Below are 15,766 nucleotides of genomic sequence, written 5' to 3'. Positions count from 1 at the left end.
CTTAGCAGATCGCCACAGGCAGGCCCTGTTTGCGCTGCGAGGGTAAAACTTCATGTTGCAATGGCTTGAAGTTGGCGAAAAAGGCCTTATTTTAACCATGCCCCGTCAAAGCGCTGTGCCAGCATCGTGGAAATCCGCCACTTTCCTCACCATCGTTTCCGGGTAGAATGCTCGTTCGCATGCGGCCATTAGGGCTGCACGGGCGACTTACGGGGCCGCCCTCCATCCCCACGTGTGGAAGATCCTGCCGATATGTTTGCGCCTTTGTTAAAAAAACTTTTTGGAAGCAAGAACGAGCGTGAAGTCAAACGCATGCTCAAGACGGTACAGATCGTCAATGCCTTCGAAGAGCAGATGGTGGCCCTCTCGGACGAGCAGCTGCGCGCCAAGACCGCAGCGTTCAAAGAGCGCCTGGCCAAAGGCGAGACCCTCGACCAGCTGTTGCCTGAAGCCTTCGCGGTCGCCCGTGAAGCGGGCAAGCGGGTCATGGGCATGCGTCACTTCGATGTGCAACTGATCGGCGGCATGACCTTGCACGAAGGCATGATCGCAGAAATGCGTACCGGTGAAGGCAAGACCTTGGTCGCAACCCTGGGCGTGTACCTCAATGCCTTGTCGGGCAAAGGCGTGCACGTGGTCACGGTGAACGACTACCTGGCCCGCCGCGATGCCAACTGGATGCGTCCGCTGTACGAATTCCTCGGCCTGACCGTCGGTGTCGTCACACCGTTCCAGCCGCCGGAAGAGAAGCGTATTGCCTATGCCGCCGACATCACCTACGGCACCAACAACGAATTCGGTTTCGACTACCTGCGCGACAACATGGCCTTCAGCATGGAAGAGAAATTCCAGCGCGAGCTGAATTTCGCCGTGATCGACGAAGTCGACTCCATCCTCATCGATGAAGCCCGTACCCCGCTGATCATCTCCGGCCAGGCCGAAGACAGCTCCAAGCTGTACATCGAGATCAACAAGCTGATCCCGCGCCTCAAGCAGCACATCGAGGAAGTCGAGGGCCAGGTTACCCAGGAAGGCCACTACAGCATCGACGAGAAGAGCCGTCAGGTTGAACTCAACGAAGCCGGCCACCAGTTCATCGAAGAGATGCTCACCCAGGTCGGCCTGCTGGCCGAGGGCGAGAGCCTCTACTCGGCGCACAACCTGGGCCTGCTGACCCACGTCTACGCCGGCCTGCGCGCGCACAAGCTGTTCCATCGCAACATCGAGTACATCGTCCAGGACGGCCAGATCCTGCTGATCGACGAACACACCGGGCGTACCATGCCGGGCCGTCGTCTGTCCGAAGGCCTGCACCAGGCGATCGAAGCGAAAGAGAACCTGAACATTCAGGCCGAGAGCCAGACCCTGGCCTCGACCACCTTCCAGAACTACTTCCGCCTGTACAACAAACTGTCGGGCATGACCGGTACCGCCGACACCGAAGCGTTCGAGTTCCAGTCGATCTACGGCCTCAACGTGATGGTGATCCCGCCGAACAAGCCGTTGGCCCGTAAGGACTTCAACGACCTGGTGTACCTGACCGCCGACGAGAAGTACCAGGCGATCATCGCCGACATCAAGGAAAGCATGACCCAGGGCCGTCCGGTCCTGGTGGGCACCGCGACCATCGAAACCTCCGAGCACATGTCCAACCTGCTGCAGAAGGAAGGCATCGATCACAAGGTCCTGAACGCCAAGTACCACGAAAAAGAAGCCGAGATCATTGCCCAGGCCGGTCGCCCGGGTGCGCTGACCATCGCCACCAACATGGCCGGTCGCGGTACCGACATCCTCCTGGGCGGTAACTGGGAAGTCGAAGTCGCCGCCATGGACAGCCCGACCGCCGAGCAGGTCGCGCAGATCAAGGCCGACTGGCAGAAGCGTCACCAGCAGGTGATCGAGTCCGGTGGCCTGCACGTGATTGCTTCCGAGCGTCACGAATCGCGCCGTATCGACAACCAGCTGCGTGGCCGTTCCGGTCGTCAGGGCGACCCGGGTTCGAGCCGTTTCTACCTGTCGCTGGAAGACAGCCTGATGCGTATCTTCGCCTCTGACCGGGTGAAGAACTTTATGAAGGCCCTGGGCATGCAGTCCGGTGAAGCCATCGAACACCGCATGGTCACCAACGCCATCGAAAAAGCCCAGCGCAAGGTCGAAGGCCGCAACTTCGACATTCGCAAGCAGTTGCTCGAGTTCGACGACGTCGCCAACGAACAGCGTAAAGTCATCTACCACATGCGTAACAGCCTGCTGGCAGCCGACAACATTGGCGACACCATCGCCGACTTCCGCCAGGAAGTGCTCGACGTCACCGTCGCCCAGCACATTCCGCCGCAATCGCTGCCCGAGCAGTGGGACGTGGCCGGCCTGGAAGCGGCCCTGGCCAGCGATTTCGGGGTCAAGCTGCCGATTCAGCAATGGCTCGACGAAGACGACCACCTGTACGAAGAATCCCTGCGTGCCAAGCTCATGACCGAGCTGCTGGCGGCCTACAACGAGAAGGAAGAGCAGGCCAGCGCCGAAGCCCTGCGTACCTTCGAGAAGCAGATCCTGCTGCGTGTGCTCGACGACCTGTGGAAAGACCACCTGTCGACCATGGACCATCTGCGCCACGGTATCCACCTGCGCGGCTATGCGCAGAAGAACCCGAAGCAGGAGTACAAGCGCGAGTCGTTCAACCTGTTCCAGGAGCTGCTCGATTCGATCAAGCGCGACACCATCCGCGTGCTCTCGCACGTTCAGGTGCGCCGCGAAGATCCGGTCGAGGAAGAGGCCCGTCTGCGCCGCGAAGCCGAAGAGCTGGCTGCGCGCATGCAGTTCCAGCACGCTGAGGCCCCGGGCCTTGAAGCTGAACCGCAGGAAGACGGTGCTGACGTTGCCGTGGCCGCCGCGCCTGTGCGCAACGAGCAGAAGCTGGGCCGCAACGAGCCATGCTGGTGCGGTTCGGGCAAGAAGTTCAAGCAGTGCCACGGCAAGATCGACTGATCATCACGCCGTAGTACCTCGCTAACATCTGAACACCGCGCCGCGACTGGTCCTGACCGTCGCGGCGTTGTTCCATCTCAAGCGCCGGTAATCTTGTCCCGGTGCCTTTTTTCTAGGAGCGCTTTCATGGCTGTTGGTCTTGGTCCTTTGCCAACGTTGCACCCGGTTCCAGGTTTCGAACTCGGCATCGCCTCTGCGGGCATCAAGCGCCCCGGGCGCAAGGACGTGGTGGTAATGCGCTGCGCCGAAGGCTCCAGCGTCGCCGGCGTGTTTACCCTGAACGCCTTTTGCGCCGCCCCGGTGATCCTCGCCAAACAGCGCGTACAGGGTACCGTGCGCTACCTGCTGACCAACACCGGCAACGCCAACGCCGGCACCGGCGCGCCAGGCCTGGCTGCGGCCGAGCGCACCTGCGCCAAGCTGGCCGAGCTGACTGGCGTCGACGCCAGTGCCGTGCTGCCATTCTCCACCGGCGTGATCGGCGAGCCGCTGCCGGTCGAGAAGATCGAAGGCGCCCTGCAGGCAGCCATCGATGACTTGTCGGAAAACAACTGGGCCGCTGCCGCCACCGGCATCATGACCACCGACACCCTGCCTAAAGGCGCCAGCCGCCAGTTCCAGCATGACGGCGTGACCATCACAGTCACCGGCATCAGCAAGGGCGCGGGCATGATCCGCCCGAACATGGCGACCATGCTCGGTTACATCGCCACCGACGCCAAGGTGGCCCCGGCGGTGCTCAAGGACCTGATCCTCGACGGCGCCAACAAGTCGTTCAACCGCATCACCATCGACGGCGATACCTCGACCAACGACTGCTGCATGCTGATTGCCACCGGCAAGGCCGATGTCGCCGAAGTCAGCGAAGCCAGTGGTCCGCTGTTCGAAGCGCTGAAAAAAGCCGTGTTCGAAGTGTGCATGGAAGTCGCCCAGGCCATCGTCCGCGACGGCGAGGGTGCGACCAAGTTCGTCACTGTTGAAGTCAATGGCGGCGGCAACCATCAGGAGTGCCTGGACGTCGGCTATGCCGTGGCCCACTCGCCGCTGATCAAGACCGCACTGTTCGCCTCCGACCCGAACTGGGGCCGGATCCTCGCCGCGGTCGGCCGGGCCGGTGTACCGGACCTGGACGTCAGCCTGATCGACGTCTACCTGGGTGATGTGTGCATCGCCAGCCAGGGCGGGCGCAGCGCCAGCTACACCGAAGCCCAGGGCTCGGCAGTCATGGCCCGTGAAGAAATCACCATCCGTATCGAGCTGGGCCGTGGCCAGTGCAGCGAAACCATCTGGACCACCGACCTGTCCCACGAGTACGTGAAAATCAACGCTGAATACCGTACTTAACCTCATCGCCGGGCAAGCCCGCTCCTACCAAACCTGTAGGAGCGGGCTTGACCCGCGAAAAGCCCCTGATGGAGCCGAACCATGAGCTACCACCTGATCATCGGCGACAAGCTGTACTCCTCCTGGTCGCTGCGCGCCGCCCTGGCCCTTGAGCTGGCCGGTGCTACTTACGATGAAACCCTGATCAAGCTCAACCAGCCTGACACCCGCCAGCGCCTGCTCGAGCATTCGCCCACTGCCAAGGTGCCGCTGCTCAAAAGCGAGCACGGGGTGATCGCCGACTCCCTGGCGATTGCCGAATACCTGGCCGAGCGTCACCCGCAAGCCAACCTCTGGCCTACCGACGTCGCTGCCCGTGCCCAGGCCCGTTCTGCTTGCGCGCAGATGCACAGCGGCTTCTTCGCCCTGCGTGGCAACATGCCGTTCGACCTTTCTCGCGATCAAGCGCTGGAAAGCATGCCGCTGGACGTGCAGGTCGATATCGACCGCATCGTCGCGCTGTGGTCCGAATGCCGCCTGGCAGCCAAAGAGGCTGGCCCTTACCTGTTCGGCAGCCTGAGCCTGGCCGATGCCTTCTTTGCCCCGATCGCCGTGCGCCTGCGCACCTACCGGGTCGAAGTGCCGGCAGATGCGGCGGCCTATATCGAGACCATCTACCAGTGGCCAGCCTTCCAGGCCTGGCAACAAGCTGGCCTGGCGGAGCGTGAAGGGTGAAACGTGTGCATGTAGCCGCCGCGGTCATCCGCGGCACCGACGGACGCATCCTGATTGCCCGCCGCGCTGACAGCCAGCACCAGGGCGGCCTGTGGGAATTTCCCGGTGGCAAGGTCGAAGACGGCGAAGCGGTCGAAGTGGCCCTGGCTCGTGAGCTTCATGAAGAGCTGGGCATCGTTGTCACTGCGGCGCGGCCGCTGATCAAGGTCAAGCACGATTACCCCGACAAACAGGTGCTGCTGGATGTCTGGGAGGTTAACGGCTTTAGCGGCGAACCCCATGGCGCCGAAGGCCAGCCGCTGGCCTGGGTGACTGCGCGGGAGTTGCCGGACTACGACTTCCCTGAAGCCAACCAGCCAATCGTTGCCGCCGCGCGTTTGCCGGGGCAATACCTGATTACTCCCGAGGGGCTGGAAGTCCCGCAGATGTTGCGAGGCATCCAGAAGGCCATTGCCGACGGAATCAAGCTGGTACAACTACGTGCGCCGAACATGTACGACCCCAAATACCGCGATGTCGCGGTAGATGCGGTCGGTCTGTGCGCGGGCAAGGCGCAGTTGATGCTCAAGGGCCCGCTGGAATGGCTCGGCGACTTCCCGGCGGCCGGTTGGCACCTGACCTCTGAGCAGTTGCGCAAGTACGCCAGCAAAGGCCGGCCGTTCCCCAGGCAGCGCTGGCTGGCGGCGTCGTGTCATAACGCTGAAGAACTGGCACTGGCCGAGCAGATGGGCGTGGATTTCGTCACCCTGTCGCCGGTGCAGGCGACCCAGACCCATCCGGATGCCGTGCCATTGGGCTGGGAGCAGGCGCAGCAACTGATCGAAGGCTTCAGCAAGCCTGTGTATCTGCTTGGTGGCGTGGGCGCTGCCGAGCAGGAAAAGGCCTGGCAGCATGGCGCTCAGGGTGTGGCGGGGATCCGCGCGTTCTGGCCTGAGCTCTGAATTGATCGCGGGGCAAGTCCGCTCCTACAGGATCGCTACCTGTAGGAGCGGGCTTGACCCGCGATGAGGCCCTCAGGGTTTGGCCGCAGCCTGCCACAACACCTCGGCCACTCCCTGACGCCGTGCTATCAAGCGTGCCGCGACAAACAGCAAATCCGACAACCGATTGATATACGCCAGGCCCACCCCGGCCAGCGGCTCGATGCTGTTCAACTGCTGGCAGCGCCGCTCGGCACTGCGGGCCAGGCTGCGGCACACGTGGGCCTGGGCGATCAGCGCCGAACCACTGGGCAGAATGAAGTTCTCCAGCGGCCCCAGCTCTTCGTTCCAGCGGTCGATCGCCGCCTCCAGGCGCTCCACTTCAGCGCTGTTCAACGCTTGATACGCCGGCATCGCCAGTTCCCCGCCCAGATCGAACAGCCGGTGCTGACAAGGTGCGAGTACTTCAGTGAGCTCATCCAGCCGCTGTTCGGCCAACCCGGCCAGTAACAGGCCCAACTGGCTGTTGAGGCTGTCGACCTCGCCAATCGCTTCGATTCGCGGATGGTCCTTTGGCACGCGGCGGCCATCGCCCAGCCCGGTTTCACCTTTGTCGCCGGTGCGGGTGTAAATCTTCGACAAACGAAAACCCATGCTCAAGACTCCGTTTTGCTTGGGGCAAGCGGCAGGCGCAAGGTGAAGCAAGTACCCTGGCCCGGTGCCGATTGCACTTCCATCTGCCCCTTGTGATTGTTGGTGATGATGAAATACGACACCGACAGGCCCAGGCCCGTGCCCTGGCCGATTTCCTTGGTGGTGAAGAACGGCTCGAAGGTGCGTTTGCGCACCGCTTCGGGCATGCCGATGCCGTTGTCCTCGACCTGGATCTCCGCCCACGGCGGGTTGAGCCGGGTGCGCAGGGTGATGCGCCCGGGCTCACTGTCGTCGTGGCGCAGGTGAATGGCCTGGGCGGCGTTTTTCAGCAGGTTGAGCAACACCTGTTCCAGTTCGTTGGCGGTGCACGGCACCGGGCCCAGGTTGGGGTCGAACTGGCGGACGATGGCCTGGCCCTTGAAGTCGAAGCCGATGGTCAGGTCAAAGTCGTTGCCGGCAATTTCCACCGCCTGGTCGATCAGCGCCGGCAAATCGCAAGGCGCCAACTGGCGGTTGCTGCGTCGGCTGAAGCTGAGCATGTGGGTAACGATTTTTGCCGCGCGGGCGCCGGCCTGCTGGATGCCGTCGAGCAACTGCGGCACTTCGCGGCTTTGCAGGTAGCGGTTGACGGTCGGCAGGTCGATGCCGATCTCGTCGGCCTGTTCGAGGTTCTTGGCAAGGTCCGGCGATAGCCGCCGGCGAATGTTCTGCACGTTGTGCAGGATGGCGCCCAGCGGGTTGTTGATCTCGTGGGCCATGCCCGCCGCCAGGCCGCCGACCGAGAGCATCTTCTCCGACTGCACCATCATCTCTTCCAGCGACAGGCGCTGGGTGATGTCGTCGATGCGGATCACCACGCCGCGGCCGCCACCGCCCATCAGTGGGTAAAAGGTCAGGGCATAGTGGCGGGCGTCGTCGTCCTTGGTCCAGGTTACCCGCTCGATCTTCGCCACCCGGTGCTTCTCGACGCTCTCCTTGAGCTGCGGCAAAAACGGCTTGAGGGGTTCGAAGGCAAGGAAGATCGGCTGGTTCAGCGCTTCGTCTAGCGGCGTTCCAGAGAGCGCGCTGGCTTCCTGGTTCCACTGGGTGACATAGAGCTGCTCATCGAGGGCGATCAGCGCCGAGGGCATGGAGTCGATGATGCTGTTGAGATAGTTCTGAAAACCGGTGAGTTTTTTCTCGATCTTGCTGCGCACCTGGACTTCCAGCTCCAGTTTGCGGTTGGTGTGGCGGGTTTCTTCGGCCAGGCCCTGGGCCTGGTCGTAGGCGTCCTGGAATTCGTCGCGGGTGCGCTTGAGCTGCTGCTCGCGGGCTTCGATGCGCGAGAGCATGGTGTTGAAGGCGTCGGCCAGGCTGCCGATCTCGTCATCGTTGCCGCGCTTGGCGCGCAGGGCGTAGTTTTCTTCGCGGGTGACCTGGCGCGAGAGTTCTTCGAGCTGGTAGATCGGCTGGGTGATCAGGCGTTTGATCTGCCGGGCGATGATCATCCACAGCAGGATGCTGAACACCAGGATGCCCAGGCTCGCGGTCAGGGTGCCGGTGTAGAAGGCCATCGGCAGCTCGCTGCTGGCCACCAGCAGCAGATGGCCGGGCGGGCCGCCCGCGCGCGGCAGGTTCACCAGTTGCGTGCTGCGAAATTCGGTCAGGCGCCAGTTGTCGATGTTGCGGTAGCGCTTGGGCAACGGCAGGGCTTCGCCGTGCTGCAATTGCGCAAGCATCTTGCCGTCGCTGCCGTACAGGGCGGCGGCGCGCAGCGGGGTGTAGCTGTCGAGTTCCTTGAGCAGGGCCTTGGCGGCCTCCGGCGAATCGCTGGCCTGTTGCGCCAGTTGCGGGTTGGACACCAGCCGGCCAATGGTCTGCAGGGCCTGCGGGGCCATGCTCTCCTGGGAAATCCAGTAGGCGGCGCTGATAAAAGTCAGGTTGGCCACCAGCAGGATAGTGATCAGCAGCACCAGCAGGGCGGCCAGCAACTTCTGGCCGACCGGCAGGTTCTCCAGGCGTTCGCGCAAGGTCATGTGAAAGGCGTAGTCCCGGTCTGTAGGTGAAGGGGCAGGGTAGCGCCGTGCTCAGTCGCAGGGCAATCCGCGCGTGTTCAGGTGTTCGACCAGGCGCCGGTACAGCCGTTCCAGGTGCGGCAGCTGCCGGCCGTGGCGGCTGGCGGTGCGGCAGGCATGGCCGAGCAGGTAGTGGATTTCGGTGCGCCGGCCGTGGCGAACATCCTGGTACATGGAAGAGTAGTTGGCCGCCGTGGCATGGATCACCCGTTCCACTTCATCGACCAGGCCCTCGGCCGCTTGCGGCTGGCCGCAGTATTGCAGCAGCTCGGCAAGTTCGGCGCACAGGGTCGCGACTTCGCACTGATGCGCCTGCAGGCCGCCATTGCGACAGTCATGCAGCACGGTCAGCGGGTTGATCGCACAATTGAGCGCCAGCTTGCGCCACAGGCGGGTGAGGATGTCCGGGGTCCACTGGTGGGGAATGCCGGCGTCGCTCAGGTCATCGAGCCAGTCCGGGGCGCCGGGGTTGGCCGGATCGCCCAGCCAGTTGAAGCCGTGCCCGGCGAAATTCACCTGCCAGTCCTGCTCGCGGAACGCGCCTTCGGTGCTCGAGGCGGACACGCAGCGGGCGTGGGGTACGCGGTTGGCCACCGCTTCCTGGCTGCCCAGACCGTTCTGCAGCAGGATCAGCTCGGCATCTTTAGCCAGGCGCGGCGCCAGTTGCGCCACCGCCTGTTCGGCGTCGTAGGCCTTGCAGGCCACCAGCAAGCGGTGGATCGGCGTGTGGTCGTCGGCCAGTTGCGCCGGGATCGCCTGTAACTGCGCCTTGCCCTGTTCAACCAGGGTCAGGCCGCCTGCGGCTTCATAGGCCTGCAGCCGCGCCTTGTCGCGCAGGATCAGCCGGACCGGTTTGCCGGCGCGGGCCAGCCGGCAGGCCCAGAGGCTGCCCAGACTGCCGGCGCCGAGAATATGCCAGGTGCTGCTCATCAGCGTTTCGCAACCGTTATAATGATCCGGTATTTTAACCGTCAAACCCTGCGCGCTCCATCGCGCTCTTTCAGCAGAGCCGCGAGGGTGCCTTTATTTTTTGGAGAAAAGGTATGCCGTCGTTCGACGTGGTATCGGAACTGGACAAGCACGAAGTCACCAACGCCGTGGAAAACGCGGTCAAGGACCTGGACCGTCGCTATGACCTCAAGGGCAAGGGCAGCTTCGAGTTCAAGGAAAAGGAACTGACCGTCAACCTGACCGCCGAGGCCGAGTTCCAGCTCGAAGCGATGATCGAGATCCTCAAGCTGGCCCTGGTCAAGCGCAAGATCGACGTGCAGTGCCTGGAAGTGAAGGACGCCTTCGCTTCGGGCAAGGTCATGAAGCAGGAAGCGGTGCTCAAAGAGGGTATCGATAAAGAACTGGCGAAGAAGATCGTCGCCCACATCAAGGACGCCAAGCTCAAGGTCCAGGCCGCCATCCAGGGCGAGCAGGTGCGCGTCACCGGCAAGAAGCGCGACGACCTGCAAGAAGCGATCGCCGCCCTGCGCGCCAAAGAGTTCGGCATGCCCCTGCAGTTCAACAATTTCCGCGACTGAAGTCGCGGAGCCCGGAACCTTGGCGCCTTTTTGGCGTCCGAGGGCCGAGGTGCCGCTGAAACGTTTGCGGCAGGTCTTTTTCAGCTCTTTGCCGCTCGGCATCAGGAGAACATACGATGGATTTCAACGCTGAGGTCGACCAGTTGGTCAAGGCTTCGCAAACCTGGCTTCCACTGATCATGGAATACGGCAGCCGCCTGTTGCTGGCGCTGCTGACCCTGGCCATCGGCTGGTGGCTGATCAACAAAGTCACTTTCCGCCTGGGCAAACTGCTGGCCCTGCGCAATGCCGACCAGGCCCTGCAAGGCTTCATCAGCAGCCTGGCCAACATCATCCTGAAGATCCTGCTGATTGTCAGCGTGGCCTCGATGATCGGCATCGAAACCACCTCCTTCGTCGCCGCCATCGGTGCCGCAGGCCTGGCTATCGGCCTGGCGCTGCAGGGCAGCCTGGCCAACTTCGCCGGTGGCGTATTGATTTTGCTGTTCCGCCCGTTCCGCATCGGTGACTGGATCGAAGCCCAGGGGGTTGCGGGTACCGTCGACAGCATCCAGATCTTCCACACCGTGCTGCGCACCGGCGACAACAAGACCGTGATCCTGCCTAACGGCAGCCTGTCCAACGGCATCATCACCAACACCAACCGCCAGCCGACGCGCAAGGTGGTGTTCGATGTGGGCGTGGACTACGACGCCGACCTGCAAAAGGCCCGCAACGTGCTGCTGGAACTGGCCCAGGACCCGCGGGTGCACCAGGACCCGGCGCCACAGGCAGTGATTTCGACCCTGGGCGACAGCTCGATCACGGTATCGCTGCGCATCTGGGTCAACACCGCCGACTACTGGGACGTGCTGTTCATGCTCAACGAGCATGCCCGTGACCGCCTCAAGGCCGAAGGCATCGACATTCCCTTTCCGCAGCGGGTGATCCGCGTGGTGCAGGAAGCGGCGGTGCAGTAACGACTGAGGCAATCGCGGGGCAAGCCCGCTCCTGCACAATCCTGCAGGAACGGGCTTGCCCCGCGATGCTTTCAGCAGTCATTACACTTGTTCACGTCTTCGCGCTACCTGCGCCCGGTGCTTTCTGGCATATAGGCTCGCTTACTTCTGTTTGCCCGGTCTTATCATGCTTACCCCCCTGATCAACATCACGCCGTTGCGGGCGTTTTGTTTCGCCATGACCCTGGCGCTGTTCGAACTGCTCACTTACCTCGCCAGTGACGTGGTAATGCCGGCGATGCCGGTGGTGGTCGGTGACCTGAACGCCAGCCCCGAATTCATTCCCCACGCGCTGAACCTCTACCTGCTTGGCGGCGTTGTCCTGCAATGGCTGATCGGCCCGCTGGCCGACCGTTACGGGCGGCGACCGCTGCTGCTGGGTGGCTGCGCGTTCTTCTGCCTGGCCTGCATCGCTACCTTCTGGGTGCAGGGCATCGAGTTGTTCAACCTGCTGCGCCTGCTGCAGGGCATCGGCCTGGGCTTTGTCGTGACCGTCAGCTACCCGGCACTCAACGAGGCGTTCAGCGAGGCCGACGCGGTGCGGATGATGGCCTTGCTGGCCAATATTGCCTTGCTCTCGCCGCTGCTCGGGCCATTGGTCGGCACCCTGCTGCTGGAGTGGGTGTCCTGGCGCTGGCTGTTCGTGCTGTTCGGCGCGGCGGCGGTGCTGGCCTGGTTTGCCCTGTACCGGTTCATGCCGGAAACCCTTGGCGTCGAGCGCCGCGACGGCTCACGCCTGGCGTTCCAGCCGATCCACCTGCTGCCGTTGCTGGCAGGCTACGGGCAACTGCTGAGCAACCGCCGCTTTGTCGCCGGCAGCGCTGCCCTGGGTCTGGTCGGCCTGCCGCTGATCGGCTGGATCGGCCTGTCGCCGGTGCTGCTGATCCATGACGAGGGCCTGAGTACCCTGGATTACGCCCTGTGGCAATTGCCAGTGTTCGGCGGGTTGATCCTCGGCAACCTGATCATCAACCGCATCGCCGATCGCTACGCGCTGACTACCCTGGTACGGCGGGCGCTGTGGCCGTTCCTGATCGGTTTGCTGGGCATGATGCTGGGCACCTGGCTGCTGCCGTCGGTGCTGAGCCTGGTGGCTGGCTTGTCGGTGTACGCCCTGGGCCTGGGCATCGCCAACGCCGTGCTGTACCGCATGACGCTGTTTTCCAGCGAGCAGAGCAAGGGCCTGGTGTCGGCGATGCTGGGGATGATCACCATTGCCCTGCTGGGCCTTGGCGGGGCGTTGCTGGCGATGCTCGGCGCGGGTGCCAGCCTGGTGCACTTCGCCCTGGCGGCGGGCGCTGCGGGGATTCTTGCGCTATGGCCGCTGAGGGTCGTTCTGAGCGCTTCCAGCAACCTGCCAGAGGCTATCCCGGAGTAATCCCGGCGATAGCCTCAGCGCGGTTCAGGGGCGTTCTGCAACCTGGTGCTCGACCGGCTCTGGCTTGCCGCGCTCCTGACGCCATTGCAGGGCGATCAGGATCAGGGTCGGCACGCCAAGCAGGGCGGTGATCAGGAAGAAGTCGTGATAGCCGAATTTCTCGACCATGACCCCCGAGTAACCGCCGATCAGCCGCGGCAACAGCAGCATGATCGAGCTGAGCAGGGCGTACTGGGTCGCCGAGAACTTCAGGTTGGTCAGGCTCGACAGGTAGGCGACAAACGCCGAGGTGGCCAGGCCCGAGCTGAAGTTGTCCAGCGAGATGGTGACGATCAGCATCTGCAGGTTGGCGCCCATGTCGGCGAGCATCAGGAACAGGATGTTGGTCGCCGCCGACGCCACGCCGCCGATGAACAGGATCGGCAAGATGCCGAAGCGCACAATCAGCAGGCCGCCGAAACCGGCACCCACCAGGGTCATGATCAGGCCGAAGATCTTGCTGACGCTGGCGATCTGGTCCTTGGTGAAGCCCTGGTCGATATAGAACACGTTGGCCATCACGCCCATCACCGTGTCGGACATCCGGTAGGTGGCGATCAACCCGAGCAGCAGCAGGGCCTGCCAGCGATAGCGGGTGATGAAGTCGTTGACCGGCGTCAGCACCGGTGCCAGGCCGCGGCGGCCCATGGACGACAGGCACAGGGCGGTGAGGGTGATATAGAGGATTGCGCGCAGGAAGGCGCGGTCTTCGAGCAGCAAGTCGAGCAGGCTCACGCCTTCGAACAGCACGCTGGCGAAATCGGTGTTGTACAGCTGGGTGAAGGTAGCCGGTACCGACACCAGCAGGATGATCAGCACGAACACCGACACCAGCTGGTGGGCCAGGCCGTAGCGCGCCGCCGACAGCTGGGTGCGCAGTGGCACCGGCGGTTCGCGCATCAGCAGGGTGGTGATCAGCGCCGGCAGCATCATCACGCCGAACAGCACGTAGGTGCCGGTCCAGGCCTTGTGCAGGTAGCTGAAGCCGGTTGAGCCGAAGCCTTCGGCGAAGAACAAGGCACCGGCGGTAGCCAGCAGCGCGGCAACCCGGTAGCCGGCCATGTAGCTGGCGGCCAGCGCGGCCTGGCGCTGGTCATCGGCGATTTCCAGGCGGTAGGCGTCGACAGCAATGTCCTGGGTGGCCGAGGCAAAGGCCACCAGCACCGCCAGGGCAATCAGCCAGGACAGGTGCTTTTGCGGGTCGCAGAAGCCCATGCCGATCAGGCCGATAACCACCAGGATTTGCGACAGCACCAGCCAGGAGCGGCGGCGCCCGAGTTTGCCGAGCAACGGCAGGCGCCATTGGTCGAGCAGCGGCGACCACACCCATTTGAAGGCATAGGCCAGGCCGATCAGGCTGGCATAGCCGATGGTTTCACGGGCCACGCCGGCCTCGCGCAGCCATACCGACAGGGTCGAAAACACCAGCATGTAAGGCAGGCCGGCGGCAAAGCCGAGCAACAACAGCACCAGTGTCGACGGGCTGGCATAGGCAGCGAGCGCAGCGCGCCAGGTTTTACGGGGCATGGGCCAACATCTGCCTCAAGTTTACGAAAACAAAGCGCGCACTCTAACCGCTGTGCTCCATCGGGCGCCAGCCATGGCGCAACATATCCACACGATTATTGTGCAAGGTGATGCCTTCTGCGCGCAGCCGGGCCCGCTGTTCATCGCCTGAAGGGGTGCCCAGGGCCAGGCTCAGGCGTCCGCCGGCGCCCAGCACCCGGTGCCAGGGCAACTGGGTATCGCTGGGCAACTGGCTGAGGGTACGCCCGACCCAGCGCGCCGCACGGCCTAAACCTGCCAGTTGCGCCAGTTCGCCGTAGCTGATCACCTTGCCCGCAGGCACCTGGCCAAGCACCAGGTAGAGTGCCATTCGTCGGGCTTCGGCGCTTTCGGTCGGATCGCCGGGAATCCCGTTCATCGCGGGATTCGCTTATTGCGCGCTGCACGCGCAGGTTTGTTCGAGCAAATAAGAATTGAACTCATCGACATGGGGCAGGTCAGTCCTTGCTCTGATGGCGGGTATCTGGATAATGCCCGACTTTTTTCGCGAACCCGAGTCCGTTGCCGCTTATGTTTCCTAGAGCCTTGTTGTGCGTTGCCCTCGCTGCTGCCTGTTCCCCCGCCCTTGCCGACACCGTGTGGATGAAAAACGGTGACAAGCTGAGCGGCAAGATCAAGGTTTTCGATGGCGGCAAACTGTTGCTCGAAACGCCTTATGGCGGCTCCATTGCCCTGGACTGGAAGCAGGTGCAGACCCTGGAAAGCGATCAGGAGTTGCTGGTCAAGCAAGACGCCTACAGCGGCGAAAAAGCCAAGTCGCTACAGGCTGCCGAAGACGGCAAGGTCGTTCTGGCCAACGGCGAGGCCCCCAAGACTGTCGAACTGGCCAGCATCCAGCAGATCATGAAGCCAAAGCCTGTGGTCGAGGACCTGTCGTGGAAGGGCAATGTCGACCTGGCCATGGACTATAAGCGCGCCGAAACCGACAGCGACGACTACGACATCGACTTCAAGACCACCGCCCGTCACGGCCGCTGGCGCCATCAGGCCGAAGGCGAATACAACCGCGAAAGCAAGGACGAGGTCACCACCACCAACAACTGGAGCGCCGAATACGCGCTGGACCGCTTCATCACCGAGAAGTGGTTCTGGCAGGGCCGTCTGGAATACAAGCGTGACCACATCGAAGACCTCGCTCGCCAGCGCACCGTGGGTACCGGCCCGGGCTACCAGTTCTGGGATGACGAACTGGGCGCGTTCTCGCTCGGTTCGCTGGTCAACCGTACCGACTATGAATACGCCGACGGCGGCAAGGACAACTTCTACTCGCTGGCCATGAAGTGGGACTACAACCGCTACCTGATTGGCAAGCGCGTCGAGTTCTTCACCAACGGCGAAGTCGGCAAACCGCTGGGCGGCGTCGCTGAGTACGCCCTGGATGCCGAGGTCGGCCTGCGCTACAAGGTTACCGAGTGGGCCTCGCTCAACCTCAAGGCCGAGAAAGACATCATCAGCGGCACCCGCGACAGCGACCTGGACAAGACCCGCTATACCGCAGGTTTCGGTGTGGCCTGGTAAGCACGCTGGCAACACCGAGCGATAATGATTATTTTGTCGGTTAACTAGCCTGAGCGTGCGCGCATGC

Annotated in this window: 13 protein-coding genes; 8 read left to right on the top strand and 5 right to left on the bottom strand. The window is 63.1% G+C overall.

Features of this window, described 5'->3' with window-relative positions; translation table 11 throughout:
* Positions 1 to 252: 252 nt before the first annotated feature.
* From secA to LOY54_RS22365, 4 genes are all read left to right on the top strand, one after another.
* Positions 253 to 2,985 carry a preprotein translocase subunit SecA gene (gene secA / locus LOY54_RS22380; RefSeq protein ID WP_258607960.1) on the top strand — a complete coding sequence of 911 codons (2,733 nt, stop codon included), beginning with the start codon at positions 253 to 255 and terminating at the stop codon, positions 2,983 to 2,985.
* 126 nt (positions 2,986 to 3,111) lie between these two features.
* On the top strand, positions 3,112 to 4,329 hold the full coding sequence (argJ, locus tag LOY54_RS22375; protein ID WP_045197349.1) for a bifunctional glutamate N-acetyltransferase/amino-acid acetyltransferase ArgJ: 1,218 nt from the start codon (positions 3,112 to 3,114) through the stop codon (positions 4,327 to 4,329).
* 81 nt (positions 4,330 to 4,410) lie between these two features.
* Complete coding sequence (locus tag LOY54_RS22370) at positions 4,411 to 5,043, top strand: glutathione S-transferase (protein WP_093379836.1); 633 nt, start codon at positions 4,411 to 4,413, stop codon at positions 5,041 to 5,043.
* Positions 5,040 to 5,984, top strand: coding sequence for a Nudix family hydrolase (locus tag LOY54_RS22365; RefSeq protein WP_258607959.1), 945 nt, complete (start codon positions 5,040 to 5,042; stop codon positions 5,982 to 5,984). Before LOY54_RS22370 ends, LOY54_RS22365 begins: the two co-directional genes overlap by 4 nt.
* A 72-nt stretch (positions 5,985 to 6,056) precedes the next feature.
* On the opposite strand, the gene LOY54_RS22360 is transcribed toward LOY54_RS22365, so the two are convergent.
* From LOY54_RS22360 to LOY54_RS22350, 3 genes are read right to left on the bottom strand one after another with little or no spacing between them, the layout of a single operon-like run.
* Positions 6,057 to 6,617, bottom strand: a complete 561-nt coding sequence (locus LOY54_RS22360) for a cob(I)yrinic acid a,c-diamide adenosyltransferase (protein WP_093379841.1) — start codon at positions 6,615 to 6,617, stop codon at positions 6,057 to 6,059.
* Positions 6,618 to 6,619: 2 nt separating this feature from the next.
* Positions 6,620 to 8,632, bottom strand: a complete 2,013-nt coding sequence (locus LOY54_RS22355; protein ID WP_258607958.1) for an ATP-binding protein — start codon at positions 8,630 to 8,632, stop codon at positions 6,620 to 6,622.
* A 51-nt stretch (positions 8,633 to 8,683) separates the two neighbouring features.
* Positions 8,684 to 9,601, bottom strand: coding sequence for a putative 2-dehydropantoate 2-reductase (locus tag LOY54_RS22350; RefSeq protein ID WP_258607957.1), 918 nt, complete (start codon positions 9,599 to 9,601; stop codon positions 8,684 to 8,686).
* A gap of 113 nt (positions 9,602 to 9,714) precedes the next feature.
* Between LOY54_RS22350 and LOY54_RS22345 the strand changes: the two genes are divergently transcribed.
* The 3 genes from LOY54_RS22345 to LOY54_RS22335 all read left to right on the top strand — a co-directional run bounded on the left by LOY54_RS22345 (position 9,715) and on the right by LOY54_RS22335 (position 12,576).
* A complete protein-coding gene (locus LOY54_RS22345; RefSeq protein ID WP_045197363.1) occupies positions 9,715 to 10,200 on the top strand; it encodes a YajQ family cyclic di-GMP-binding protein in 486 nt (161 codons plus the stop codon).
* A 116-nt stretch (positions 10,201 to 10,316) separates the two neighbouring features.
* Entirely contained in the window at positions 10,317 to 11,159 is an 843-nt protein-coding gene (locus LOY54_RS22340; RefSeq protein WP_045197365.1) for a mechanosensitive ion channel family protein, read from the top strand.
* A 166-nt stretch (positions 11,160 to 11,325) separates the two neighbouring features.
* Complete coding sequence (locus tag LOY54_RS22335; protein WP_045197366.1) at positions 11,326 to 12,576, top strand: MFS transporter; 1,251 nt, start codon at positions 11,326 to 11,328, stop codon at positions 12,574 to 12,576.
* Positions 12,577 to 12,600: 24 nt separating this feature from the next.
* Here LOY54_RS22335 and LOY54_RS22330 read toward each other — a convergent pair whose 3' ends face one another.
* Positions 12,601 to 14,142 (bottom strand): AmpG family muropeptide MFS transporter, encoded by a 1,542-nt coding sequence (locus LOY54_RS22330; RefSeq protein ID WP_045197368.1) that lies wholly within the window; start codon positions 14,140 to 14,142, stop codon positions 12,601 to 12,603.
* A 43-nt stretch (positions 14,143 to 14,185) separates the two neighbouring features.
* Entirely contained in the window at positions 14,186 to 14,539 is a 354-nt protein-coding gene (locus LOY54_RS22325; RefSeq protein ID WP_045197370.1) for an MGMT family protein, read from the bottom strand.
* A gap of 152 nt (positions 14,540 to 14,691) precedes the next feature.
* Between LOY54_RS22325 and LOY54_RS22320 the strand changes: the two genes are divergently transcribed.
* Positions 14,692 to 15,699: a DUF481 domain-containing protein gene (locus tag LOY54_RS22320; protein WP_045197889.1), complete on the top strand. Its 1,008-nt coding sequence runs from the start codon at positions 14,692 to 14,694 to the stop codon at positions 15,697 to 15,699.
* Positions 15,700 to 15,766: the final 67 nt, after the last annotated feature.

Origin of the sequence: Pseudomonas sp. B21-032 (genome assembly GCF_024748965.1) — a bacterium.
GTDB lineage: Bacteria > Pseudomonadota > Gammaproteobacteria > Pseudomonadales > Pseudomonadaceae > Aquipseudomonas.
The sequence above is the reverse complement of the archived record's forward strand: the minus strand, read 5'-3'. Positions and strand labels throughout refer to the sequence as shown.

What these genes read in the sequence shown, in the direction of transcription:
- secA (WP_258607960.1), top strand. Translation starts at nt 253, where the DNA reads ATGTTTGCGCCTTTGTTAAAAAAACTTTTTGGAAGCAAGAACGAGCGT.
- argJ (WP_045197349.1), top strand. Translation starts at nt 3,112, where the DNA reads ATGGCTGTTGGTCTTGGTCCTTTGCCAACGTTGCACCCGGTTCCAGGT.
- LOY54_RS22370 (WP_093379836.1), top strand. Translation starts at nt 4,411, where the DNA reads ATGAGCTACCACCTGATCATCGGCGACAAGCTGTACTCCTCCTGGTCG.
- LOY54_RS22360 (WP_093379841.1), bottom strand. Translation starts at nt 6,617, where the DNA reads ATGGGTTTTCGTTTGTCGAAGATTTACACCCGCACCGGCGACAAAGGT.
- LOY54_RS22355 (WP_258607958.1), bottom strand. Translation starts at nt 8,632, where the DNA reads ATGACCTTGCGCGAACGCCTGGAGAACCTGCCGGTCGGCCAGAAGTTG.
- LOY54_RS22350 (WP_258607957.1), bottom strand. Translation starts at nt 9,601, where the DNA reads ATGAGCAGCACCTGGCATATTCTCGGCGCCGGCAGTCTGGGCAGCCTC.
- LOY54_RS22345 (WP_045197363.1), top strand. Translation starts at nt 9,715, where the DNA reads ATGCCGTCGTTCGACGTGGTATCGGAACTGGACAAGCACGAAGTCACC.
- LOY54_RS22340 (WP_045197365.1), top strand. Translation starts at nt 10,317, where the DNA reads ATGGATTTCAACGCTGAGGTCGACCAGTTGGTCAAGGCTTCGCAAACC.
- LOY54_RS22335 (WP_045197366.1), top strand. Translation starts at nt 11,326, where the DNA reads ATGCTTACCCCCCTGATCAACATCACGCCGTTGCGGGCGTTTTGTTTC.
- LOY54_RS22330 (WP_045197368.1), bottom strand. Translation starts at nt 14,142, where the DNA reads ATGCCCCGTAAAACCTGGCGCGCTGCGCTCGCTGCCTATGCCAGCCCG.
- LOY54_RS22325 (WP_045197370.1), bottom strand. Translation starts at nt 14,539, where the DNA reads ATGAACGGGATTCCCGGCGATCCGACCGAAAGCGCCGAAGCCCGACGA.
- LOY54_RS22320 (WP_045197889.1), top strand. Translation starts at nt 14,692, where the DNA reads ATGTTTCCTAGAGCCTTGTTGTGCGTTGCCCTCGCTGCTGCCTGTTCC.